This is a genomic window from Pseudomonas sp. NPDC078416, from assembly GCF_050268485.1.
Classification (GTDB): Bacteria; Pseudomonadota; Gammaproteobacteria; order Pseudomonadales; family Pseudomonadaceae; genus Aquipseudomonas.
Window position 1 is genome coordinate 169,944 of sequence record NZ_JBNNGV010000001.1, and the last position, 21,886, is coordinate 191,829.

The following is a 21,886-nucleotide window of genomic DNA, read 5'->3' on the forward strand; positions in this document are numbered from 1 at the left end:
GATGATAACAGCATTGCCGTTTATTTATCCCCGGCGGCTTGCCCGCAACGGTATGAGCGAAGAGACTGGCGGCCATGCAAAACGAGCGCAAACAACCGGGGCAGAGCAGTGCGCCCGGCAAAGAGTTCTTCCTTCCGGAGCTGTGCCTGCCCCAGGCGTTGCTCATGCTGGTCGTGCTGGCGGAGTTGCTGGTCTTCGTACTTGTGCTCATCGAACCCATGCGGCCGGATTTCGACTGGGTGCGGCTGGCGCTGATTTCTCTTTTTGTGCAGTGGATCGTGCTGCTGTCCGCTGCACTGCTGTGTGGCTTGCGCCCTTGGCTGGCGCGCCTGCGTGCTGGTGTAGCCGGCTGTATCGGTTGTCTGCTGGTGGTGGCAGTGACGCTGATGTGCACCGCTGTGACTGACTACTACCAGGTCAATCCCCCGACGTCGTTCGATGGCGTCGTCGAGCGGTACCTGCGCTACGCACTGATCGCCTTGATCATGTCCGCGCTGATGCTGCGCTATTTTTACCTGCAGAGTCAGTGGCGCAAACAGCAGCAGGCCGAGCTTCAGGCCAGGATCGAGTCCCTGCAGGCGCGGATCCGTCCGCACTTTCTGTTCAACACGCTCAACAGCATCGCCAGTCTGGTCACCAGCGATCCGGTCAAGGCAGAGCAGGCGGTGCTTGATCTGTCGGACCTGTTCCGGGCCAGTCTGGGCAAGCCAGGGAGCCTGACGACATGGCGCGAAGAGCTTGAATTGGCGAAACGCTATTTATCGATTGAGCAATATCGACTTGGCGAGCGTCTACAGTTGGACTGGGCCGTGAGTGCAATTCCCGACGACTTGCCGATTCCCCAGCTAACCTTGCAGCCATTGTTGGAAAACGCGTTGATTTACGGCATCGCGCCCCGTGTTGAAGGCGGCGTGGTCAGAGTTGAGGCGGACTACGAACGGGGAGTATTTATATTGCGCGTCAGTAATCCTTACGATGAGGTCGTCTTACGGCAAAATCCAGGCGGCACTCAACAGGCCTTGGCAAACATCGGCGCTCGACTCACGGCACTTTTCGGCCCTCTCGCCAGTCTGAGCGTGGAGCGCCGAGACGGTCGTCACTTCACCTGTCTACGCTATCCTTGTGCGAGACTCACGCAGGAAGCCAGAGCAATATGAATGTCCTGATCGTTGATGACGAACCCCTAGCCCGAGACCGCCTGAGCCGTATGGTAAGTGAGCTCGAGGGTTACAAGGTTCTGGAACCCAGCGCCACAAATGGCGAAGAAGCATTGCAGCTGATTGAAAATTTGAAACCCGACGTGGTGTTGCTGGATATCCGCATGCCTGGCCTGGACGGACTTCAGGTCGCGGCCAAGCTATGCGAGCGCGACACCCCGCCTGCCGTCGTTTTCTGTACGGCCCACGATGAATTTGCGCTGGAAGCTTTCCAGGTCAGTGCCGTGGGTTATCTGGTCAAACCGGTTCGTTCCGAGCACTTGCTCGAGGCGTTGCGCAAGGCCGAGCGGCCTAATCGTGTGCAACTGGCGGCGATGACCCGGCCTGCTGCAGAAAGCGGCACCGGCCCGCGCAGCCACATCAGCGCACGTACCCGGAAGGGCATTGAGCTGATCCCGCTGGCCGAGGTGATCTATTTCATCGCTGACCACAAGTACGTGACCCTGCGCCACGAAGGTGGCGAAGTGCTGCTGGATGAACCGCTTAAAGCCCTTGAAGACGAGTTCGGCGACCGGTTCGTACGCATCCACCGAAACGCGCTGGTCGCCCGGGAGCGCATCGAGCGCCTGCAGCGCACGCCATTGGGCCACTTCCAGTTGTTCCTGAAGGGGCTCAACGGCGATGCGTTGATCGTCAGCCGCCGGCACGTTGCCGGTGTGCGCAAGATGATGCAGCAGTTGTAAGGGAGTGCCGCGAGGAGCATGCCGTCATGCGGGCGACACGCCGTCGCATGGCGTACGCAGGTTGATTGAGATCATGATGCGCGCAGATTGAATACAGCCATTCGGCCCGATCCGGCCGAGCTGTTATTATTCGCCGCATTCACTCAGCACGGACCGGTTCATGTCTTCTCGCGAAATCCGCATCGCCACCCGCAAAAGCGCTCTGGCCCTCTGGCAAGCCGAATACGTCAAGGCGCGTCTGGAGCAGGCTCATCCCGGTCTGATCGTGACGCTGGTGCCGATGGTCAGTCGCGGCGACAAACTTCTGGACTCGCCGCTGTCGAAAATCGGTGGCAAAGGCCTGTTCGTCAAGGAGCTGGAAACAGCCCTGATGGAGCACAGAGCCGATATCGCCGTTCACTCGATGAAAGACGTGCCGATGGACTTCCCCCAGGGTCTCGGGCTGTTCTGCATCTGCGAACGCGAAGACCCACGCGACGCCTTCGTTTCCAACACCCACGCCAGTATGGATGAGTTGCCCGCCGGCGCCGTGGTGGGGACGTCGAGTCTGCGCCGGCAGGCTCAATTGCTGGCGCGTCGGCCTGACCTGAAAATTCAGTTCTTGCGGGGCAATGTCAATACGCGCCTCGCCAAGCTGGACGCGGGTGAGTACGACGCGATCATCCTTGCCGCCGCCGGCCTGATCCGTCTGGGTTTCGAAGACCGAATTACCGCCCCCATCAGCATCGACCACAGCTTGCCCGCAGGCGGGCAGGGCGCGGTGGGCATTGAATGCCGCAGCGTCGATATCGAACTTCATGCCTTGCTGGCCCCGTTGCACCATGACGACACTGCCGTGCGGGTCACCGCTGAGCGTGCGCTCAACAAGCACCTCAACGGGGGGTGCCAGGTGCCAATTGCCTGCTACGCCGTGCTGGAAGGCGAACAACTCTGGTTGCGCGGGCTGGTGGGCGATCCCTCCGGCACAGTTCTGCTGCATGCCGAAGCGCGTGCGCCACAAGTGGACGCTCAAGCGTTGGGCGTACAAGTGGCCGAAGCGCTGCTGGAGCAAGGTGCGGCGAAGATTCTCAAGGCGGTCTACGGCGAGGCTGGCGACGAGTGAAGGCCTGGCGTTTGCTGCTCACGCGTCCTGCTGAAGAATCGCGGGCCCTTGCGCAGACGCTGGCTGAGGTGGGCGTTTACAGCGCCAGTCTCCCCTTGCTGGAGATCGAGCCTCTGCCGGTTTCAGAAGCCAGCCGTTCGATCATTTTCGACCTCGCGGCGTACTGCGCCGTCATCGTCGTCAGCAAACCGGCCGCGCGTCTTGGGCTGGCGATGCTTGACGAAGTCTGGCCGCAGCCGCCCATGCAGAAGTGGTTCACCGTCGGCGCTGCAACCGCGCAAATCCTCGATGACTATGGTCTGCACGTGTTCTTCCCCGAGCATGGCGACGACAGCGAAGCGCTGCTCGACCTGCCGCAGTTTCAACAAGCTGTCTCGGGATACGATCCCAAAGTGCTGATCATGCGCGGCGAAGAAGGGCGCGAGCTGTTGGCCGAGCGGTTGCGGGAGCGTGGTGTAGTGGTTGATTACCTTCCGCTGTATCGTCGCCACCTGCCGCAATACCCGGCTTTCGTGCTGCCCGACACGGTTAAAGCGGAACGCTTGAATGGGCTGGTGGTCAGCAGTGGACAGGGTTTCGAGCATCTGCGGGAGCTGGCGGGCGACGCCTGGCCTACGCTTGCGCAGATGCCTTTGTTTGTACCAAGCCCCCGGGTCGCCGAAATGGCGCGTGCCGCCGGGGTTCTTAACGTAGTGGACTGCCGTGGCGCCAGCGCCCCGGCCTTGCTGGCAGCATTGCGCGAACACCCCGCGCCTGCCTCACAGGCGTAATGGTCGATCAGTCGGATTACGCGACGCCCAACATGCAAAGGATGGATACGTGAGCGAAACAGTCTTGCCAAAAGATGACGTTGAACCGGTACTGGCCAGATCCGAGCCGCTACCGGATCCAGCGTATAAAGAACCGTCAAATCGCCGAGGCAGCAACGGGCTCGCCATACTGGCGCTGTTGCTGGGCGCAGCGGGCGTTGCCGTTGGCGGCTGGAGCGTTTGGCAACTGCGCGCCATGCAGGCCGGCCATCAGGAGCAGTCGGGGCAGTTGCAGGACATCGGCTCGCAGACCCAAGCCCTCAAGCAGAGCGAGCAGCAAATCGCTGCACGGCTGGCGCAACTGCCACCGGCTCAAGAGCTGGAAGATCGCCGTCGCCTCGTCACGCAACTGCAGGGTGATCAGCAGCGCCTGAGCCAGCGTGTAGAGACCGTGCTCGGCGCCAGCCGCAAGGACTGGCGTCTGGCCGAGGCCGAGCACTTGCTGCGCCTGGCGAGCCTGAGGCTGTCTGCGCTGCAAGACATCAACAGCGCTGCAGCGCTGGTGCAGGGCGCTGACGAGATTCTGCGCGAGCAGGACGATCCCGGCGCTTTTGCGGCCCGCGAGCAATTGGCCAAAAGCCTGACCGCGCTGCGCAGCGTTGATCAACCGGATCGTACTGGACTGTTTCTGCAATTGGCAGCAGTGCGTGATCAAGTGGCGCAGTTGAATGAGCTGGCGCCGGAATATGTCGACAAGGGCGATTCGCTGTTCGGTTTGACCGATGGCAGCGAGGGCAGCTATTGGGCCAAGTGGTGGGACAAGATCTCGCAGTTCGTCCGTATCGATTTCCACGCCGACAAAAACATTCGGCCGTTGCTGGCAGGTCAGAGCCTGACCCAGGTTCGTCTGGCGTTGAGCCTGGCAATCGAGCAGGCGCAATGGGCCGCGCTTAACGGCCAGGCGCCGGTTTACGAAAAGGCCATGGCTGAAGCTCGAAGCGTTCTGGACAACAATTTCAATCGTGATAGCCAGCAGAGCAAGGCGCTCGGTCAGCGTCTGGAGGAGCTCGGCAAACAACCGGTTTCCGTGGCGACCCCTGATTTGACACAAAGTCTGGCTGCGGTTCAGGCCTACCTCGAACAGCGTCATACGCCTGTGGGCGGTGCGCTGGAGAAACGCACTGACGAGGCGCAGCCTGGGAAACAGCCATGAAGCGCGCTTACGTCGTTCTCTTCGTACTGGTGGTGGCCGCGGCGCTGATCGGTGTCGCGATCTCCCGCCATGCGGGTTACGTGCTTATCTCCTACGACACCTTCCGCTACGAATCGAGCATCTGGGCAGCGCTGGCGTTACTTGTCGCCGTCCTGTTCATTCTGTGGCTGGTGCGGGTGGTTATTGCGTTGCTGACGACCTCCGGTGGAGTGGTCAATCCCTGGTCTCGTCGCAACCGCAGCCGTCGCGTGCAGAACGCGATAGAGCAAGGGCAGATGGACCTCGCCGAAGGGCGCTGGGCCAGCGCTGAACGCAACTTGCATCGTGCCGCCGAGGCGGAACGTCAGCCATTGCTCTATTACCTTGGCGCCGCCCGGGCAGCGAATGAGCAGGGCCGTTACGAGGAAAGCGACAATCTGCTTGAGCGCGCGCTTGAGCGTCAGCCGCACGCGGAGCTCGCCATTGCGTTGAGCCACGCGCAGTTGCAGGTGGATCGCGGTGATCTCGACGGAGCGCTGGTTACCTTGCAGGCCATGCAAGAGCGTCATCCGCATAACCCGCAGGTATTACGTCAGTTGCAGCGCCTGTATCGCGAGCGCGGTGAGTGGGCGGACTTGGTTCGTCTGATGCCGGATCTGCGAAAAGACAAGGTGCTTCCGGCGCAAGAGCTGGCTGAACTGGAGAGACGTGCCTGGGGCGAGAATCTCTCGCTGGCGGCCCATCGTGAATCCGCTAGCGATACCGTAGCCACAGGCCTGCCATCACTGGAAAGTGCCTGGCAGCAACTGACCTCTGCTCAGCGCCAGGAACCCGCGCTGGTATTGGCGTACGCCGAGCAGCTGCGTCGTCTCGGCGCCGATGTCCAGGCCGAGGAAGTTTTGCGCACGGCCATGAAGCGTGACTACAACACCCATCTTGCGCGCTTGTATGGACTGGTGCGCGGCGCCGATCCCGCCAAACAATTGCAGACTGCCGAAGGTTGGCTGAAAAGTCATACCGATGACCCAGGCTTGCTGTTGACGCTGGGTCGTCTGTGCCTGCAAAGCAGCTTGTGGGGTAAGGCGCGTGATTATCTCGAGTCGAGCTTGAGGTTGCAGCGCAACCCGGAAGCCTGCGCGGAGCTGGCGCGTCTGCTGGCGCAACTGGGCGAGACCGATCGCAGCAATCAGCTGTTTCAGGAAGGTCTGGGTCTGCTGGATGAGCGTTTGCTTGCACGTCCGTTGCCGGCGCTGACACGCGTTTAGATTAAAGTCAGGCGTCAACGTGAAGAGGCCCGCCAGCGGGCCTCTTCCGTGTCTGATTCGCTGATTGGTGTAGGACCTTTCTGTGCTTGGTGTGGCCTGTTGAGAGGATATTCAGGCTACCGGTATAACGTCTTAAACACGGCGTCGGGATTTACCTACATCAACAAAGAAATATCCTCCGTTGGGTGCCTTGAAAGCGACTCGCGCTTTCCTCTACCGTAGCCGCCTTCGTCTTTTGTTACGGATTTTCCATGCAGCTGGCTCGTACGCGCTCCTTGTTCTCTCTGGCGTTTCTGGCCTGCGCATCGATAGTGGGAGCGACGGTTTATCTCGGCCCTGTGGTTGATGCGGCGCCATGCCCGATGTGTCTGCTTCAGCGAGTGCTCATGGCGTTATCCGCGGGTGTGTGCCTGCTCGCGGCCCTGCACGCGCCGGGTAAATCCGGCTGGCGTATCTACGCGGGCTTTCTTTTACTGTTTTCCGCTTTGGGGGCGAGCGTCGCGGCACGTCAGGTCTGGTTGCAGGCTTCGCCGCCCGAGAACATGGCGGCATGCATTGAAAACCTTCACTACCTGCTGGAAACGCAAACCTACGTGAAAGTCATGGCGATGGTGCTGGCGGGAAGTGCAGGGTGCTCCGAGATCAACTGGTCGCTGTTCGGCATCAGCTTGCCCGAGTGGAGCTTGCTGGCATTTTCCGGCTTGTGCCTGTTCGCGCTGTATTACCTTTTTATCGAGTTCCGTCGATTCAGATCAATGGATCTGGGAACTCCGGATTAAACACTTGTATGAACTTTGTGTCCTGCGTACCTTGATGGGCTAGTCATGCGGGCATAATCTGGGCCGCACGCATCATCGGATCAATGTTGCTGTTGACGCTTTTCCGGGCCGGATCCGGCATGTTTCGGATCCGAACCGGAAAGCGCCTGAAGCAGCATGCCCCTGAAGGGAAGAGAAAACATCATGCTGGAAAGTTGTCAGAACGCTCAGGAACGCTGGGGTGGGGTCCACAAGCTGATTGACCGCTGGTTGCTGGAGCGCAACGAGCTGATCAAGGCTTACGACGCTCTGGGTGCAGAGCCGGGATCGTTCTCTGAGAAGCGCGCGCCCTTGCAGGACTTCTGCGGCACATTGGTCGATTACGTGTCGGCTGGCCATTTCGAAATCTACGAGCAACTTACCAGCGAAGCCAAGGCTTTCAATGATCAGCGCGGCCTCGACCTGGCTGACACGATCTATCCTCGTATCGACGTCATCACCGAGAAGCTGCTGGCGTTCAACGATCTCTGTGATGAAGGCAAGTGCGTCACCGAGAAATTCAAGGAGCTGGGCGGCTTGCTGCACGAGCGCTTTGAACTGGAAGACTGCCTGATCGAGGTGCTGCACAACGCGCACAAGGAACAGGTAGAGGAAGAGGTCTGAGAAGGCCGCTGGTGTAAGAAAGGGTGCCTTGGGCACCCTTTTTTTATGGTCTTTCGCGGCGAGCCACGGACACTGTCGGCGTTACTGCGACACCCCGATCAGCTCGATTTCGAAAACCAGTGGCGTATACGGATCGATCAGATCGCCTGCGCCTTCTGCGCCATATGCTTGAGCCGAAGGGATGACCAGCCGCCATTTGGCACCCACCGGCATGTCGGCCAGGGCGGTGGTCCAGCCGGCGATGACGCTGTCCAGACGGAACCATTGTGGCTGCTGACTCTGATCGAAGATCGTGCCGTCAGGCAGGCGGCCCACATACTTCACCTGCACACGGCCATTGATGTCGGGTTTGGGGCCGTTGCCCGGCGTCAGCTCGGTCATCAGGATGCCGTCCGCGAGCTGGCGAACGCCCGGTTTGGCCTTCTCGGCGTCCATGAACTTGCGCTCGTCCTTCAGCGCCGCTTCAGTCTGCGGTTCGGTCTGGCCGGAGTTTTCAGCCTGGGCGAGGGCGGCGTCGTGGTCGCTGAGAATCTGCTCCATGCGTTCCTGCTTGATCGCCAGCGGCTTGCCTTGATATGCCGACTGCAGGCCTTCAAGCAGCGCGGGCAACTGCAGATCGGGGGCTTCCTGACGCAGGCGCTCGCCCAGGCTTGCGCCAAGGCTATAGGAAAGATCGTGGGTGTTGTCGGACGCCGGAGCATCGGTCGCGTGAGCAAGGGGTACCAAGAGGAACAACGACATAAACAGGTAGCGCGACATGAATGCTCTCCGGCCTGGGAAGTGAGCGATTATGCCAGCGCTGAAGCCCGAGCGTGACGGGTATTGCCGCGTTTTTCGGCGTCTTGCAACAGAGCGGGGATTGTAGTGTCAAGATGCCCTAGCGGCGGTGCGGGCGGAGGTCTAGTATGGCCGCACTCAAATCAGCCAGGAGGTAAGTCATGTCGGCCACCAAGAAGCCAGTAAACACTCCGTTGCATTTGCTTCAACAGCTGTCGGGCAGCCTGCTCGAACATCTCGAAAACGCCTGTTCTCAAGCATTGGCTGACGCTGAAAAACTGCTCGCCAAACTCGAGAAGCAACGTGGCAAGGCGCAGGAAAAACTGCACAAGTCGCGCACCAAGTTGCAGGACGCTGCCGCCGCCGGTAAAGCCAAGGCTCAAGGCAAGGCCAAAGACAGTGTGGCCGAGCTTGAGTCGTTGCTCGACGCGTTGAAAGATCGTCAGACCGAAACCCGCAGCTACATCCTCAACCTCAAGCGTGATGCTCAGGAAAGCCTGAAGCTGGCCCAAGGCATTGGCCGCGTGAAGGAAGCCGTTGGCAAAGCGCTGAACGATCGCGCTGCAAAAGCCCCGGTTCAGGCTGCTGCCAAGCCTGTCGCGCCAAAATCACCTGCGAAGGCATCTGCAAAACCTGCGGCCAAAGCTGTGCCGGTTAAGCCTGCTGCTAAAACTGCAGTCAAAGCTGTCGCTGAAAAAACCGTTGCCAAAGTGACTGCGAAAACCGTTGCTGCCAAGCCTGCTGCGAGCAAGGCACCTGCTGCCAAGCCAGTTGCCAGCGCTGCGAGCAAGCCAGCTGCTAAAACCGCCGTTGCTGCGAAATCGGCCGCCAAGCCCGCCCTCAAGACCACCTCTGCCAAACCGGCCGCCGTGAAAGCCGCTGCCAAACCTGCCCCGGCTAAAGCGCCTGCTGCAAAGCCAGCCGCCAGTGCCGCCGCCAAACCTGCTGTGAGCAAAGTAGCAGCCAAGCCTGTCGCCAAAGCGAGCCCGGTTGCCAAGCCGGCCGCCAAGCCAGCAGCGACCAAGCCTGCTGCCGCGAAGCCAGTCGCAGCGAAGCCTGCGGCAAAACCGGCTGCCAAGCCTGCCGTCTCCACAGCCGCCAAGCCAGCGCCTGCTGCTCCGGCAGCGTCCCCTGCGCCAGCCGCTCCGGCCGCGCCAGCTGCTGATTCGACGTCGAACAGCGCGTCCTAAGCGATATCGGTCCCGGCGCGAAGCAGAATCTGCAACGCGTCGGGACTGGCTTGATCAGCACCTCCCGCCAGCGCTTGCAGCCACACACCTGTAGGTTGAGCGTCTCGCTCAGGCCAGTCTCTGGTCAGCCGTTGCAACCGCACCAGCAGCTCACGCTCGGCATCAAGCTCCAGAATTTTCAGCCTGTCCCGTAAAGCCGTGAGTTCTTCGTCTTCTGTCGCGTCGGCCTTCCAGCGTGTCCGAACATCCCTCAGTGGCCCCACCACCTTCTCGTGCCACGGGTCGGCCAATTGTCCGATTTGTCGCGCCCGGTCCGGGTCGAACTGCACACCACGGCGGTCCATCCAGACGCCGCACAGCAGCGCGCAGACATTGGCGCCACTGGCCTGCAGGGTGAGACATGCCTGCTCAACGCCTGGGCGAGCATAGAAATCGAGGGTGAAACTCCATAGGTCCGAAAGCATCGTCATCTACCTGTTTTGGGCGAAGCTGGTAGACTCCGCCGCCATTATGATCAGACTTCAAAGCCTTACCTTACAGCGTGGTCCGCAACGTCTGCTAGAAGACGCCGAGCTGACCCTGCACGCCGGCCAGAAAGCCGGCCTGATCGGCGCCAACGGCGCCGGTAAATCCAGCCTGTTCGCGCTACTGCGGGGTGAACTGACCCCCGACAACGGCGACTGCCTGCTGCCTGCCGATTGGCGCATCGCCCACATGCGTCAGGAGGTCGATACCCTCGATCGTCTGGCGGTGGACTACGTACTCGACGGCGATCTGCGCTTGCGCCAGGTGCAGCATGACCTCGCGGCTGCCGAGGCCGCCCAGGACGGCGCCGCGCAGGCGCGTCTGCATTCGGAACTCGACAGCGCCGATGGCTACACCGCCGATGCGCGGGCGCGCAAGTTGCTGGCAGGTTTGGGCTTCACCAACGAGCAGATGGAGCGCCAGGTCAGCGACTTCTCCGGTGGCTGGCGGATGCGTCTCAACCTGGCGCAGGCCTTGATGTGTCCCTCGGACCTGTTGCTGCTCGATGAGCCGACCAACCACTTGGATCTCGATGCCATTCTCTGGCTTGAAGACTGGCTCAAGAGCTATCAGGGCACGCTGCTGCTGATCTCCCACGACCGCGATTTTCTGGATGCGGTTGTCGATCACGTTGCCCACGTCGAGCAGAAAAAGATCACGCTTTATCGCGGCGGTTACAGCGCTTTCGAACGCGCCCGTGCCGAACGCCTGGCCCAGCAACAGCAGGCCTACGACAAGCAACAGGCCCAGCGCGCGCACATGGAGAAATTCATCACGCGCTTCAAGGCCCAGGCCACTAAAGCCAAACAGGCCCAGAGCCGGATCAAGGCGCTTGAGCGAATGGAGGAGCTGTCGGCGGCCCACGTCGATTCTCCGTTCGACTTCACCTTCCGCGAATCGACCAAGATCTCCAGCCCGCTGATGGACCTGTCTGACGCGCGACTGGGCTATGGCGACAAAGCCATCCTGCAAAAGGTGAAGCTGCAACTGACGCCGGGCGCACGTATCGGCTTGCTGGGCCCGAACGGCGCCGGTAAATCCACGCTGATCAAAAACCTCGCGGGCGAACTCGAGCCGTTGAGCGGGCGCATGGTGCGTGGCGAAAACACGGTGGTCGGCTACTTCGCTCAGCATCAGCTCGACTCTCTGGACTCTAAGGCCAGTCCGTTGTTGCACCTGCAGCGTATCGCGCCCACCGAGCGCGAACAGGCCTTGCGGGATTTCCTTGGCGGTTTCGATTTCCGGGGTGCGCGACTCGACGAGCCGGTGCTGAACTTCTCCGGTGGCGAGAAAGCGCGACTGGCGTTGGCCCTGATTGCCTGGGACAAACCCAACCTGCTGCTGCTGGACGAACCGACTAACCACCTGGATCTGGAAATGCGCCTGGCCTTGACCATGGCGCTTCAGGAATTCAGTGGCGCGGTGCTGGTGGTCTCCCACGATCGGCATTTGCTCAAGAGCACCACTGACAACTTCCTCCTCGTCGCCGATGGCCTGGTTCAGGAGTTCGATGGCGATCTGGACGACTACGCCCGTTGGCTGGTGGACTACCGCCTGCGCAATGCACCGACAAGTAATACGCCGGTGAACGTCGACAAGACCGACAAGAAAGCCCAGCGACAGCAGGCCGCCGCGTTGCGCCACCAACTCGCGCCGCACAAGCGCGAAGCCGACAAGCTTGAAAAAGAGCTCGGCACGTTGCACGAGAAACTGGCAAAGATTGAAGTGGCCCTGGGTGACAGCGGCATTTACGAGGCGGCCAACAAAGATAAATTGCGCGACCTGCTGGCTGATCAGGCCAAGCTCAAATCCCGTGAATCCGAGCTCGAAGAAGCGTGGATGGAAGCGCTGGAATTGCTGGAGTCGATGCAGGCCGAGCTGGAAGCGTTGTCCTGATGGCGTGACCTGCGTTAGCCGTGCAACGCAGGCGACCGGAACAGCTGTCGGCCAAGTCGCCGCAACAGTCAGAAATGACTGGCCTTCGAAGGCCCGTAAACACTAGGTTAGGCGAAGATTTCGTTGCCTGAGGTGCGTGATGTCGCTCGAAACATGGTTGGCGTTCTTCGCCGCTTGCTGGGTTATCAGTCTGTCACCGGGCGCGGGCGCTATCGCCTCGATGTCCAGCGGGCTGCAATACGGGTTCTGGCGCGGCTACTGGAACGCGCTGGGCCTGCAGGTCGCCCTCGTCGTGCAGATCGCTGTAGTCGCCGCCGGGCTTGGCGCGGTACTGGCCACTTCGGCGTTGGCGTTTACCCTGATCAAATGGTTTGGCGTCGCCTACTTGGTGTATCTGGGCATCAAGCAATGGCGTGCGCTGCCGAGCGATTTGGCGGATGAGTCGGCTGTGCGCCCGGTGGGCAAGCCGCTGGTGCTCATGGCCCGCGGGTTTCTGGTGAACATCAGCAACCCCAAGGCGCTGGTGTTCATCCTGGCGATCCTGCCGCAGTTCATCGACACGCACCTGCCGCTGCTGCCGCAATACCTGATCATCGCCGCGACCATGGTCTGCGTGGATCTGATCGTCATGGCGGGCTACACCGGCCTGGCCTCGAAAGTGCTCCGCGCCCTCAAAACCCCCAAACAGCAACGCCGGATGAATCGCACATTTGCCGGATTGTTCGTCAGCGCCGCGGCATTCCTCGCCACCTTGCATCGCGCCTGATTCGGCAAAAGCCCGCTCCACAGTCGAGTAACAGCCGATCTAATTGGATGCGTGCGGTGTTTTGTAGGACCGGCTTCAGCCGGGAAGAGGCCGGTATCGACACCCTCACCTTTGCGGTGTGACGGCTGAAGTCTTCCCGGCTAAAGCCGGTCCCACTAAAAGCATCGCGCTCGTCCAGTGGAAATGGCAGTGCTTGCTCGGGAATGCATTGTGTCAGCCACCCTCGATGTCACAGGCCTACCGCGTTCGCGACCGTCGTAACCTCCGATTGCTCCTACAAGGTATTTGCGTCCAGCGCGGATGTCGGGCGCGCACACGAAATTGTAGGAGTGAGCTTGCTCGCGAAAGCGGTGTGTCAGCCACCGTCGATGTCACAGGCCTACCGCCTTCGCGACCGTCGTAACCTCCGATTGCTCCTACAGGGGATTTGCGTCTAACGCTGACGTCGTGCGCGCACACGAAATTGCAGGAGTGAGCTTGCTCGCGAAGGCGGTGTGTCAGCCACCGTCGATCTCACAGGCCCACCGCGTTCGCGACCGTCGTAACCTCCGATTGCTCCTACAGGGGATTTGCGTCTAACGCTGACGTCGTGCGCGCACACGAAATTGTAGGAGTGAGTTTGCTCGCGAAGGCGGTGTGTCACCCACCGTCGATCTCACAGGCCCACCGCGTTCGCGACCGTCGTAACCTCCGATTGCTCCTACAGGGGATTTGCGTCCAACGCTGACGTCGTGCGCGCACACGAAATTGTAGGAGTGAGCTTGCTCGCGAAAGCGGTGTGTTGGACAACAGGGTTAACAGGGGGAGTGACGTCTTCCCGGCTAAAGCCGGTCCCACAATTGAGTCACGGTTATCAATGCAGCGCTTGAGTCCTCCGTGCCGAACATGAACAATGGCAACCCTTCGCATTCCTATTTGAGATCCACCCCCCATGTTCCGCTCCCGCTTTTTGACCTGCCTGAGCCTCGTGCTGTTGAGCCTGTTCAGCGTCGGTGCCTGCGCAGCGCCTGCCGAGGACGCGGCTCAGGCTTTGCATTTGCTCGATTACGTCGGGGCGGACTACCCGGCGACGGTCGCGGACGGCAAGGTCGTGGATGACGCCGAGTACCGCGAGCAGTTGGAGTTTCTCGCGGCGCTGCAGGGCACGATCGCCGCGTTGCCGGCCAAGCCGGAGCGTTCAGAGCTGGAGCAGGGCGTCTCAGCGCTGTTGAATGCGGTCAATCAGAAGCAGGACGGGGCCCAAGTGGCCCGTCAGGCGCGTCAGCTCGGTGCGAAGCTGGCAGTGGCGTACGAAGTCAGCCAGGCGCCGGTGATTACCCCGGATCCCGCACGTGGCGCGCCTTTGTATGCGCAGTATTGTTCGGTGTGCCACGGCGATGCCGGCGCAGGCGACGGTCCGGCCGGGATTGGTCTTTCACCGCCACCGGCCAACTTGCGTGACGCAGCCCGTCTCGACCGCCTGAGCCTCTACGACATCTACAACACCCTCGGGCTGGGCATTGAAGGCACTGAAATGCCAGCGTTCGCGGACCAACTGGATGACCGCCAGCGTTGGGACGTTGCCACTTACATCGCAGGCTTCAGTGCGGATTCCTCTGCGAAGCAGGACAAACCTTACAACCTCGCTGATCTCGCGCGGCAAACGCCCACTGAGGTCAGTGCCGCCGAAGGTCCGCAAGCCGCGGCTAGCTTCCGTGCCCAGCGCGCGCAGCCGCCTCAGGTTCAACGCGGCCCGGCTCAGCTGCTCGATTACACCAGCGCAACCCTGGACAAGAGCCTTGCCGCGTACCAGGCCGGCGATCGTGAGCAAGCGTATGACCTGGCCGTTGCGGCGTATCTGGAGGGTTTTGAGCTGGTCGAAAGCTCGCTCGACAACGTCGATGCCACCGTGCGCAAGGACACCGAAAAAGCGCTCATGGCCTATCGGCAGTCGCTTCAGGACGGCCTGCCCGCAGCGCAAGCGGCGCAGAAGCTCGCGGATGCCAAGGTCAAGCTCAAGGAGTCGGCCGATCTGCTCGGCAGCAATGGCCTGAGCACCTCATTGAGCTTCATCTCGGGCTTGCTGATTCTGCTGCGCGAAGGACTGGAAGCGATTCTGGTGCTCGCCGCCATTCTCGCGTTCCTGCGCAACACCGGTCAGCAGTCGGCTGTGCGCAGCGTTAACGTCGGGTGGGGGCTGGCGTTGCTGGCGGGCCTGGGCACGTGGGCGCTGGCAGCGTACGTCATTGATGTCAGTGGTTCGCAGCGCGAGCTGCTGGAGGGCGCGACCGCACTGTTCGCCAGCGTCATGGTGCTGTGGCTGGGGGTGTGGATGCACGACCGGCGTCATGCCGCGGCCTGGCAGGATTACATCAAGAGCAGCCTCGTTGGAGGCGGTGGCCGTTTCGGCTTTGCGGTCCTGGCGTTCTTCTCGGTCTACCGCGAGCTGTTCGAAGTCATTCTGTTCTACGAAACCCTGTGGCTGCAGGCAGGGCCCGCCGGCCACAACGCCGTTTTGGCCGGCGGCGCCACGGCGCTGGTACTGCTTGTCGGCCTGGCGTGGGTGATCCTGCGGGGTTCGGCGAAGCTGCCGCTGACGCTCTTCTTCGGCATCAACGCTGCGCTGCTGTGTGCGTTGTCGGTGGTGTTCGCCGGCCATGGCGTCAAGGCGCTGCAGGAAGCCGGTATTTTTGGAACGCGTCCGGTGCCGTTCTTCGATTTCGACTGGCTGGGTATTCACGCCGACGCCTATTCCCTGGGTGCGCAAGCCATAGCGCTTTTGGCGATTGTGGTGCTGTATGGTCGCAGTCGAATCGCTGAGAAGCGCCGCGCGGCCGTTGCCTAAATTCACTTTCTGAAATCGGAGTCGCGTATGCGCGTCTGGATCGATGCCGACGCCTGCCCCAAGGCCGCCAAGGACCTCGTCATCAAGTTCGCCCTCAAGCGCAAGTTCGAGGTCGTGATGGTGGCGGGGCGGAGCCAGATCAAGCCGAGCCTGACCCTGGTGAAGCTGATCGTTGTGCCCAGCGGCCCCGATGCGGCTGATGATTATCTGGTCGACCACGCCGTGCCCGGGGAACTGGTGATCTGCAGCGATGTGCCGCTGGCTGATCGGCTGGTGAAGAAGGGTGTTGCAGCGCTCGATCCACGGGGCAAGGAGTTCGATGCGCATAACATGGGCCAGCGCCTGGCCATGCGTAACCTCTTTACGGACCTGCGTGAGCAAGGGCAGGCCAGTGGCGGGCAGGGCGCTTATGGCGAGCGGGAGAAACAGGCGTTTGCCAACTGCCTCGACCGGATCCTGACGCGGTTGGCGCGAGAGTATCCCGCGCAGCCCACAGGCGAACACCCTTAGGGCTGAAGGCGGGTGAGCGGTAAGTGCATCACCAGCCCCTTTTTGAATCAGTCGGGAAGGCGATCCTCGTTTTCCTGCACCAGCTCCAGCACCCGATCCACCAGCTTGTTGATCCCGGATGCCGCCTCACCAATAGACTTGGCGACCATGTAAGCGGGTGTGCTCACCAGTTTGCGGTCCTTGTCTTCGACGATCTCCGTCACCTCGCACTCCTGATGAGTGCCGCCCATTCGGGTGATCGCTGCGGCGGTGTCGGCGTCGTTGCCGATCGTGCAGGTGACGCCTGGCCCATAGATTTTGGCGGCCAGCGCCGGTGAGACGCAGATGAGCCCGATGGGTTTGCCGGCTGCGGCGAACGCTTCGGCCATCGCCAGCACTTCAGCCTGGACCTTGCAGCCAGCGCCTTGAGTGGAAAAGTTAGACAGGTTTTTCGCGGCACCGAAGCCGCCAGGGATGATCAAGGCATCGAATTCGGTGACGTCGGCTTCGCGGATGTCTTCGATGGCGCCACGGGCAATGCGGGCTGATTCGACCAGCACGTTGCGCGACTCGGGCATCTCTTCGCCGGTCAGATGGTTGATGACGTGATGCTGCGGGATATTGGGTGCAAAGCACTTCACGACTGCGCCGCGCTGATCAAGGCGCAGCAACGTCAGCACGCTTTCGTGGATTTCAGCGCCGTCGTAAACGCCACAGCCAGAAAGAATAACGGCTACTTTTTTGGTCATTCGCGTGTTCCTCTCTCGGTTGCTCCGGCCCAGCCGGTTACGCAGGTCAGCATTGCGCTGATGTCGCAAGCCATGAACCTAGGACAACGCCGTCAGCGAATGTCTCCAGCGTCGTGGGCATGCGCCGAGGGTTTACTCGTCAGGGGTGTGCCTGGCGTTTGCGTTGACTTCGGCATTGGCCGCGACGGCCAGCTTCTCTTCTCGGGCGATACGTGCGTTTTTGATGCGCCGGCGAATCCACAGCAGCACACCAATCACCAGCAATGCGCCCAAGACCCACAGCTCGTACTTCTTGACGTTGCCCAACAGGCCTTCAAGCACCGAACCGAACTTGTACGCCGCGGCGCCCAGTGCCGCTGCCCACACCGCTGCGCCGATGCCGTTGAGCAACAGGTAGCGCCCCGGTGGATAGCCGGACAAGCCGATGGCCACCGGCATGACCGTGCGCAGGCCATAAACGAAGCGGAAGCTCAGCACCCAGATGTCGGGGTGGCGCCGGATATGTTCCAGCGCGCGGTCGCCCATCAACTGCCAGCGAGGTTTGCGCGCCAGAAGCTTGCGGCCATGCTTGCGTCCCATGAAATACCAGAGTTGGTCGCCTGCATAGCTGCCGAAGAAGGCAACCACCACGACCAGATTAATATCCATGTATCCGCGGAACGCGAGAAAGCCGGCAAGCACCAGAATGGTCTCGCCTTCAAAAAAGGTCCCGAGGAAAAGGGCGAAATAGCCAAATTCTTGTAAAAAATGCTGGAGCATTATTTGGGTGCTGGCGAAATGAACGCGCAGCCTAACGCGCCCAAGTCATTCAGGAAAGTATGCAAATGTGTCACCGCGTTAAAGTTTCCTACATTCAGCAGCGATTATTCGCTTGGGGAGGGGGGTTGTATCGCACGTGTTACGTCGCAATTACACCTGTCACGCGAGTGTCATAATCGCCGCTTATAAATGTCACGCTTGCCCGGCTGTATGGGCTCGGAACCCTTCGTCGCACGTTGTCCGATGTTGAGTATCACCCGGATGTCTGCAGGTCAGGGCTTGCACCGTACGGAGAAATCCGTAGCGTGGAGAGTCAAACCGCTCACAGCATCTCGCCTGACGCCGGTCGCCCCGCCGCTCGATATCGAGTCAGGCTGCAAACATCTTCAGAACCGCCGCGGCCCGGGCGTGACCGTTGCCCCACGCTGTACGTCACCACTGTTGTGGCGCACGCGGCATTCCGACATCGGCCGTATGCGCGGCCCAACTGTTACAAGGCCAATTGCCTTACAGGATTATTCATGAGCACCGAAGGATCTACCGAAGCCGCAGTCGAGCTTGACCCGCAGCCCGTCAACCAGGAAGTCACGCCTGTGGTCGAGCCGACCATTGAAGTGGTCCCAGCGCTGGAGACGCATCATCCGGCCCCGCATGTCATCGCGGTCCCCAATCTGGATGACAGCAGCCTCTATATTCATCGCGAGCTGTCGCAGCTGCAGTTCAACATTCGCGTGTTGGAGCAGGCGCTGGACGAGTCCTATCCGTTGCTTGAGCGGCTCAAGTTCCTGCTGATCTTCTCCAGCAACCTCGACGAATTCTTCGAAATCCGCGTTGCCGGGCTCAAGAAGCAAATCACCTTCGCTCGCGAACAGGCCGGCGCTGATGGGCTGCAGCCTCATCAGGCGCTGGCTCGCATCAGCGAACTGGTTCACGGCCACGTGGATCGGCAGTACGCCATTCTCAACGACATCTTGCTGCCTGAGCTGGAAAAGCATCAGGTGCGCTTCATCCGCCGTCGCAACTGGAACGCCAAGATCAAGGCCTGGGTGCGTCGTTATTTCCGTGACGAGATCGCGCCGATCATCACGCCGATCGGTCTGGACCCGACGCACCCGTTCCCGCTGCTGGTGAACAAGTCGCTCAACTTCATCGTTGAGCTGGAAGGCATTGACGCCTTCGGCCGTGACTCGGGCCTGGCGATCATTCCGGCACCGCGCCTGCTGCCGCGCATCATCAAGGTGCCGGAAGACGTGGGCGGCCCGGGGGACAACTATGTGTTCCTGTCCTCAATGATTCATGCTCACGCCGATGACCTGTTCCAGGGCATGAAGGTCAAGGGCTGCTACCAGTTCCGTCTGACCCGAAACGCCGATCTGGCCCTCGACTCCGAAGACGTCGAAGACCTTGCCCGCGCGCTGCGTGGCGAGCTGTTCTCTCGTCGGTACGGCGACGCGGTGCGTCTGGAAGTGGCGGATACCTGCCCGAAACTGCTGTCGGACTACCTGCTCAAGCAATTCAACCTGAGCGAGAGCGAGCTGTATCAGGTCAATGGACCGGTGAACCTGACGCGGCTATTCAGCATCACGGGCCTGGACAGTCATCCCGAGCTGCAGTACATGCCGTTCACCCCGGCGATTCCGAAGTTGCTGCAGAACAGCGAGAACATTTTCAACGTGATCAGCAAGCAGGACATTCTGCTGCTGCACCCGTTCGAGTCCTTCACACCGGTTGTCGATCTGCTGCGCCAAGCGGCGAAAGACCCTCACGTGCTGGCCGTGCGTCAGACGCTGTACCGCAGTGGCGCCAATTCGGAAATCGTCGATGCGCTGGTGGATGCCGCGCGCAACGGCAAGGAAGTGACCGCCGTCATCGAGCTGCGTGCACGTTTTGACGAAGAGTCGAACCTGCAACTGGCCAGCCGCCTGCAAGCGGCCGGCGCCGTGGTGATCTACGGCGTGGTCGGTTACAAGACCCACGCCAAGATGATGCTGATCCTGCGCCGTGAAGCCGGCGAGATCGTCCGTTACGCGCATTTGGGTACGGGCAACTATCACGCTGGCAACGCGCGTCTGTATACCGACTACAGCCTGCTGACCTCGGACGATGCGTTGTGCGAAGACGTCGGCAAGCTGTTCAGCCAGTTGATCGGCATGGGTAAGACGCTGCGCATGAAGAAGTTGCTGCACGCGCCGTTCACCCTGAAGAAAGGCATGCTGGACATGATTGGCCGGGAGACGCAGTTCGCGTCCGAGGGCAAGCCTGCGCACATCATCGCCAAGTTCAACTCGCTGACCGACCCGAAGATCATTCGCGCGCTGTACAAGGCCAGCCAGACCGGGGTCAAGATCGACCTCGTCGTGCGCGGCATGTGCTGCCTGCGCCCTGGCGTGCCCGGCGTGTCCCACAACATTCAGGTGCGCTCGATCATCGGCCGCTTCCTTGAGCACACGCGGGTGTTCTACTTCCTCAATGGCGGCGACGAGCAGATGTTCCTGTCCAGCGCCGACTGGATGGAGCGCAACCTCGACAAGCGCGTCGAGACGTGCTTCCCGGTGGAAGGCAAGAAGCTGATCTTGCGTGTGAAGAAAGAGCTGGAAGGGTACCTGACCGACAACACCCATAGCTGGCTGCTGCAGCCGGACGGGCGCTACATTCGCAGCACCCCGACCGGCAACCAGAACGCCCGCAATGTGCAGGCGAGTCTGTTGGAAAAACTCAGCAACCCGGTCCTCAGCGTACGTTGAGGATGATGCCGACTCGGGTCAGCCACTCCGCTTCGAGCGCGAAGTCGGCCTGAGTCAGCTGGTTGTTTTCCAGCCAGCCATCCGGGAACACGATGTCCAGGTGGTTATCGTTGGCGGTCAGCACAGGCTGCGGCATCTCTTGGGTGCCGCGAATGTGGTGAAACAGAATCGCAAAACGCAGCAGCACGCACAGACGAATCAGCTTCACGCCTTCGTTGCCGAACTCGGCAAACTTGTCCTTGGGAATATTGCGACGATGACCGCGCACCAGCAGCGCGAGCATTTGCTGGTCCTCGCGCGAGAAACCGGCCAGGTCCGAGTGCTCGATCAGGTAGGCGCCATGCTTGTGGTAGTGATAGTGGGCGATGTCCAGACCCACTTCGTGCACTTTGGCGGCCCAGCTCAGCAGTTCGCGATACGCATTGTCCTCAAGCTCCCACGCCGTCGCTACTTGCTCCAGCGCTGACAGCGCCTTGCGCTCCACACGGGCGGCTTGTTCGAGATCAACGTGGTAGCGCTCCATCAGCGAGCTGAGGGTGCGTTCGCGCACGTCTTCGTGGTGATGACGGCCCAGCAGGTCGTACAGCACGCCTTCACGCAGCGCGCCTTCGCAGTGGTCCATGCGCTTGAGGTCGAGGGCGTCGAAGATCGCTTCGAGGATCGCGAGGCCCGCCGGGAAGATCGCCCGACGATCAGGCTTGAGGCCTTCGAAATCGATCTTGTCCACTTCGCCCAGCTTCATCAGCTTGCGCTTGAGCCAGGCCAGGCCTTCGGCGTTGACCTCACCATTACCGTGGCCGCCTGCCTTCAGCGCCAGGCCGATGGCGCGAATGGTGCCGGAAGAACCGATGGCCTCATCCCACGTCAGGCGATGCAGCGCGTGCTCGATGCTCATGATTTCCAGCCGCGCGGCGGTGTAAGCCTGGGCGTAGCGCGCCGGGGTGATCTTGCCGTCCTTGAAATAACGCTGAGTGAAGCTGACGCAGCCCATCTGCAGGCTTTCGCGCAACAGTGGCTCGAAGCGCTGGCCGATGATGAACTCGGTGCTGCCGCCGCCAATGTCGGCGACCAGGCGTTTGCCGGGCGTGTCGGCCAGGGTATGGGAAACGCCCAGGTAGATCAGTCGCGCTTCTTCACGTCCGGAGATGACTTCCACCGGATGACCGAGGATTTCTTCGGCGCGATGGATGAATTCGTTGCGATTGCGGGCTTCGCGCAGGGCGTTGGTGCCCACGATGCGCACGGCGCCGGGCGGCATACCGTTGATCAGTTGGGAGAAGCGCTTGAGGCAGTCGAGCCCGCGCTGCATGGATTCTTCGCTGAGGCGGCGGTCGTCATCGATCCCCGCGGCCAGCTGCACTTTCTCACCGAGCCGCTCAAGGATGCGAATTTCGCCCTGATTGGCTTTGGCGACAACCATATGGAAGCTGTTGGAGCCCAGGTCGATCGCGGCGATCAGCGAGAGGTTTTTGGCTGTGGATAGCGGCATGGTCAAAAGGTCTCGGTCGATAACTCCGACATCGTGCCACGATCCATCA

The 21,886-nt window shown here is 61.0% G+C and carries 19 protein-coding genes; 14 read left to right on the forward strand and 5 right to left on the reverse strand.

Annotation, left to right across the window (positions count from 1 at the left end):
• The first annotated feature begins 74 nt into the window (after positions 1-74).
• The 8 genes from ACQKEN_RS00795 (at position 75) to rsd (ending at position 7,629) form a co-directional block, all read left to right on the forward strand.
• The gene (locus ACQKEN_RS00795) at positions 75-1,157 is read left to right on the forward strand and encodes a sensor histidine kinase (protein WP_427682961.1); all 1,083 of its coding nucleotides are present in this window, start codon (positions 75-77) and stop codon (positions 1,155-1,157) included.
• Positions 1,154-1,900 carry a LytR/AlgR family response regulator transcription factor gene (locus ACQKEN_RS00800; RefSeq protein ID WP_133773782.1) on the forward strand — a complete coding sequence of 249 codons (747 nt, stop codon included), beginning with the start codon at positions 1,154-1,156 and terminating at the stop codon, positions 1,898-1,900. The genes ACQKEN_RS00795 and ACQKEN_RS00800 overlap by 4 nt, the downstream gene beginning before the upstream one ends.
• A 160-nt stretch (positions 1,901-2,060) precedes the next feature.
• Complete coding sequence (gene hemC, locus ACQKEN_RS00805) at positions 2,061-3,002, forward strand: hydroxymethylbilane synthase (RefSeq protein WP_427682962.1); 942 nt, start codon at positions 2,061-2,063, stop codon at positions 3,000-3,002.
• On the forward strand, positions 2,999-3,772 hold the full coding sequence (locus ACQKEN_RS00810) for a uroporphyrinogen-III synthase (RefSeq protein ID WP_427682964.1): 774 nt from the start codon (positions 2,999-3,001) through the stop codon (positions 3,770-3,772). The genes hemC and ACQKEN_RS00810 overlap by 4 nt, the downstream gene beginning before the upstream one ends.
• A 49-nt stretch (positions 3,773-3,821) precedes the next feature.
• Complete coding sequence (locus tag ACQKEN_RS00815) at positions 3,822-4,964, forward strand: uroporphyrinogen-III C-methyltransferase (RefSeq protein ID WP_427682966.1); 1,143 nt, start codon at positions 3,822-3,824, stop codon at positions 4,962-4,964.
• Positions 4,961-6,208, forward strand: a complete 1,248-nt coding sequence (locus ACQKEN_RS00820; RefSeq protein ID WP_427682967.1) for a heme biosynthesis protein HemY — start codon at positions 4,961-4,963, stop codon at positions 6,206-6,208. Before ACQKEN_RS00815 ends, ACQKEN_RS00820 begins: the two co-directional genes overlap by 4 nt.
• 251 nt (positions 6,209-6,459) lie before the next feature.
• Positions 6,460-6,987: a disulfide bond formation protein B gene (locus ACQKEN_RS00825; protein ID WP_427682969.1), complete on the forward strand. Its 528-nt coding sequence runs from the start codon at positions 6,460-6,462 to the stop codon at positions 6,985-6,987.
• A 183-nt stretch (positions 6,988-7,170) separates the two neighbouring features.
• Positions 7,171-7,629, forward strand: a complete 459-nt coding sequence (rsd, locus tag ACQKEN_RS00830; RefSeq protein WP_427682970.1) for a sigma D regulator — start codon at positions 7,171-7,173, stop codon at positions 7,627-7,629.
• An 81-nt stretch (positions 7,630-7,710) separates the two neighbouring features.
• Here rsd and ACQKEN_RS00835 read toward each other — a convergent pair whose 3' ends face one another.
• Positions 7,711-8,388: an FKBP-type peptidyl-prolyl cis-trans isomerase gene (locus ACQKEN_RS00835; protein WP_427682972.1), complete on the reverse strand. Its 678-nt coding sequence runs from the start codon at positions 8,386-8,388 to the stop codon at positions 7,711-7,713.
• A 179-nt stretch (positions 8,389-8,567) separates the two neighbouring features.
• Between ACQKEN_RS00835 and ACQKEN_RS00840 the strand changes: the two genes are divergently transcribed.
• Positions 8,568-9,596, forward strand: coding sequence for an AlgP family protein (locus ACQKEN_RS00840; RefSeq protein ID WP_427682973.1), 1,029 nt, complete (start codon positions 8,568-8,570; stop codon positions 9,594-9,596).
• Here the strand turns inward: ACQKEN_RS00840 and ACQKEN_RS00845 are convergent.
• Positions 9,593-10,060 carry a TIGR02444 family protein gene (locus ACQKEN_RS00845; RefSeq protein ID WP_427682975.1) on the reverse strand — a complete coding sequence of 156 codons (468 nt, stop codon included), beginning with the start codon at positions 10,058-10,060 and terminating at the stop codon, positions 9,593-9,595. The genes ACQKEN_RS00840 and ACQKEN_RS00845 overlap by 4 nt on opposite strands.
• Before the next feature lie 46 nt (positions 10,061-10,106).
• Here ACQKEN_RS00845 and ACQKEN_RS00850 point away from each other — a divergent pair, with 46 nt between their 5' ends.
• The 4 genes from ACQKEN_RS00850 (at position 10,107) to ACQKEN_RS00865 (ending at position 16,117) form a co-directional block, all read left to right on the forward strand.
• On the forward strand, positions 10,107-12,017 hold the full coding sequence (locus ACQKEN_RS00850; protein ID WP_427682977.1) for an ATP-binding cassette domain-containing protein: 1,911 nt from the start codon (positions 10,107-10,109) through the stop codon (positions 12,015-12,017).
• A gap of 139 nt (positions 12,018-12,156) precedes the next feature.
• The gene (locus tag ACQKEN_RS00855) at positions 12,157-12,783 is read left to right on the forward strand and encodes a LysE family transporter (protein ID WP_265387613.1); all 627 of its coding nucleotides are present in this window, start codon (positions 12,157-12,159) and stop codon (positions 12,781-12,783) included.
• A gap of 931 nt (positions 12,784-13,714) precedes the next feature.
• The gene (locus ACQKEN_RS00860) at positions 13,715-15,607 is read left to right on the forward strand and encodes an FTR1 family protein (RefSeq protein ID WP_427682979.1); all 1,893 of its coding nucleotides are present in this window, start codon (positions 13,715-13,717) and stop codon (positions 15,605-15,607) included.
• Positions 15,608-15,634: 27 nt separating this feature from the next.
• Positions 15,635-16,117, forward strand: coding sequence for a YaiI/YqxD family protein (locus ACQKEN_RS00865; protein WP_427682981.1), 483 nt, complete (start codon positions 15,635-15,637; stop codon positions 16,115-16,117).
• Positions 16,118-16,164: 47 nt separating this feature from the next.
• Here the strand turns inward: ACQKEN_RS00865 and elbB are convergent, their stop codons facing one another.
• Together elbB and ACQKEN_RS00875 are read right to left on the reverse strand one after the other, a co-directional pair.
• Positions 16,165-16,845: an isoprenoid biosynthesis glyoxalase ElbB gene (elbB, locus tag ACQKEN_RS00870; RefSeq protein WP_427682983.1), complete on the reverse strand. Its 681-nt coding sequence runs from the start codon at positions 16,843-16,845 to the stop codon at positions 16,165-16,167.
• A 132-nt stretch (positions 16,846-16,977) separates the two neighbouring features.
• A complete protein-coding gene (locus tag ACQKEN_RS00875) occupies positions 16,978-17,607 on the reverse strand; it encodes a DedA family protein (protein WP_427683769.1) in 630 nt (209 codons plus the stop codon).
• A gap of 518 nt (positions 17,608-18,125) precedes the next feature.
• Here ACQKEN_RS00875 and ppk1 point away from each other — a divergent pair.
• Positions 18,126-20,348 carry a polyphosphate kinase 1 gene (ppk1, locus tag ACQKEN_RS00880; protein WP_427682985.1) on the forward strand — a complete coding sequence of 741 codons (2,223 nt, stop codon included), beginning with the start codon at positions 18,126-18,128 and terminating at the stop codon, positions 20,346-20,348.
• Here the strand turns inward: ppk1 and ppx are convergent.
• Positions 20,335-21,837: an exopolyphosphatase gene (gene ppx / locus ACQKEN_RS00885; RefSeq protein ID WP_427682987.1), complete on the reverse strand. Its 1,503-nt coding sequence runs from the start codon at positions 21,835-21,837 to the stop codon at positions 20,335-20,337. The two genes, ppk1 and ppx, sit on opposite strands and share 14 nt — an antisense overlap.
• Positions 21,838-21,886: the final 49 nt, after the last annotated feature.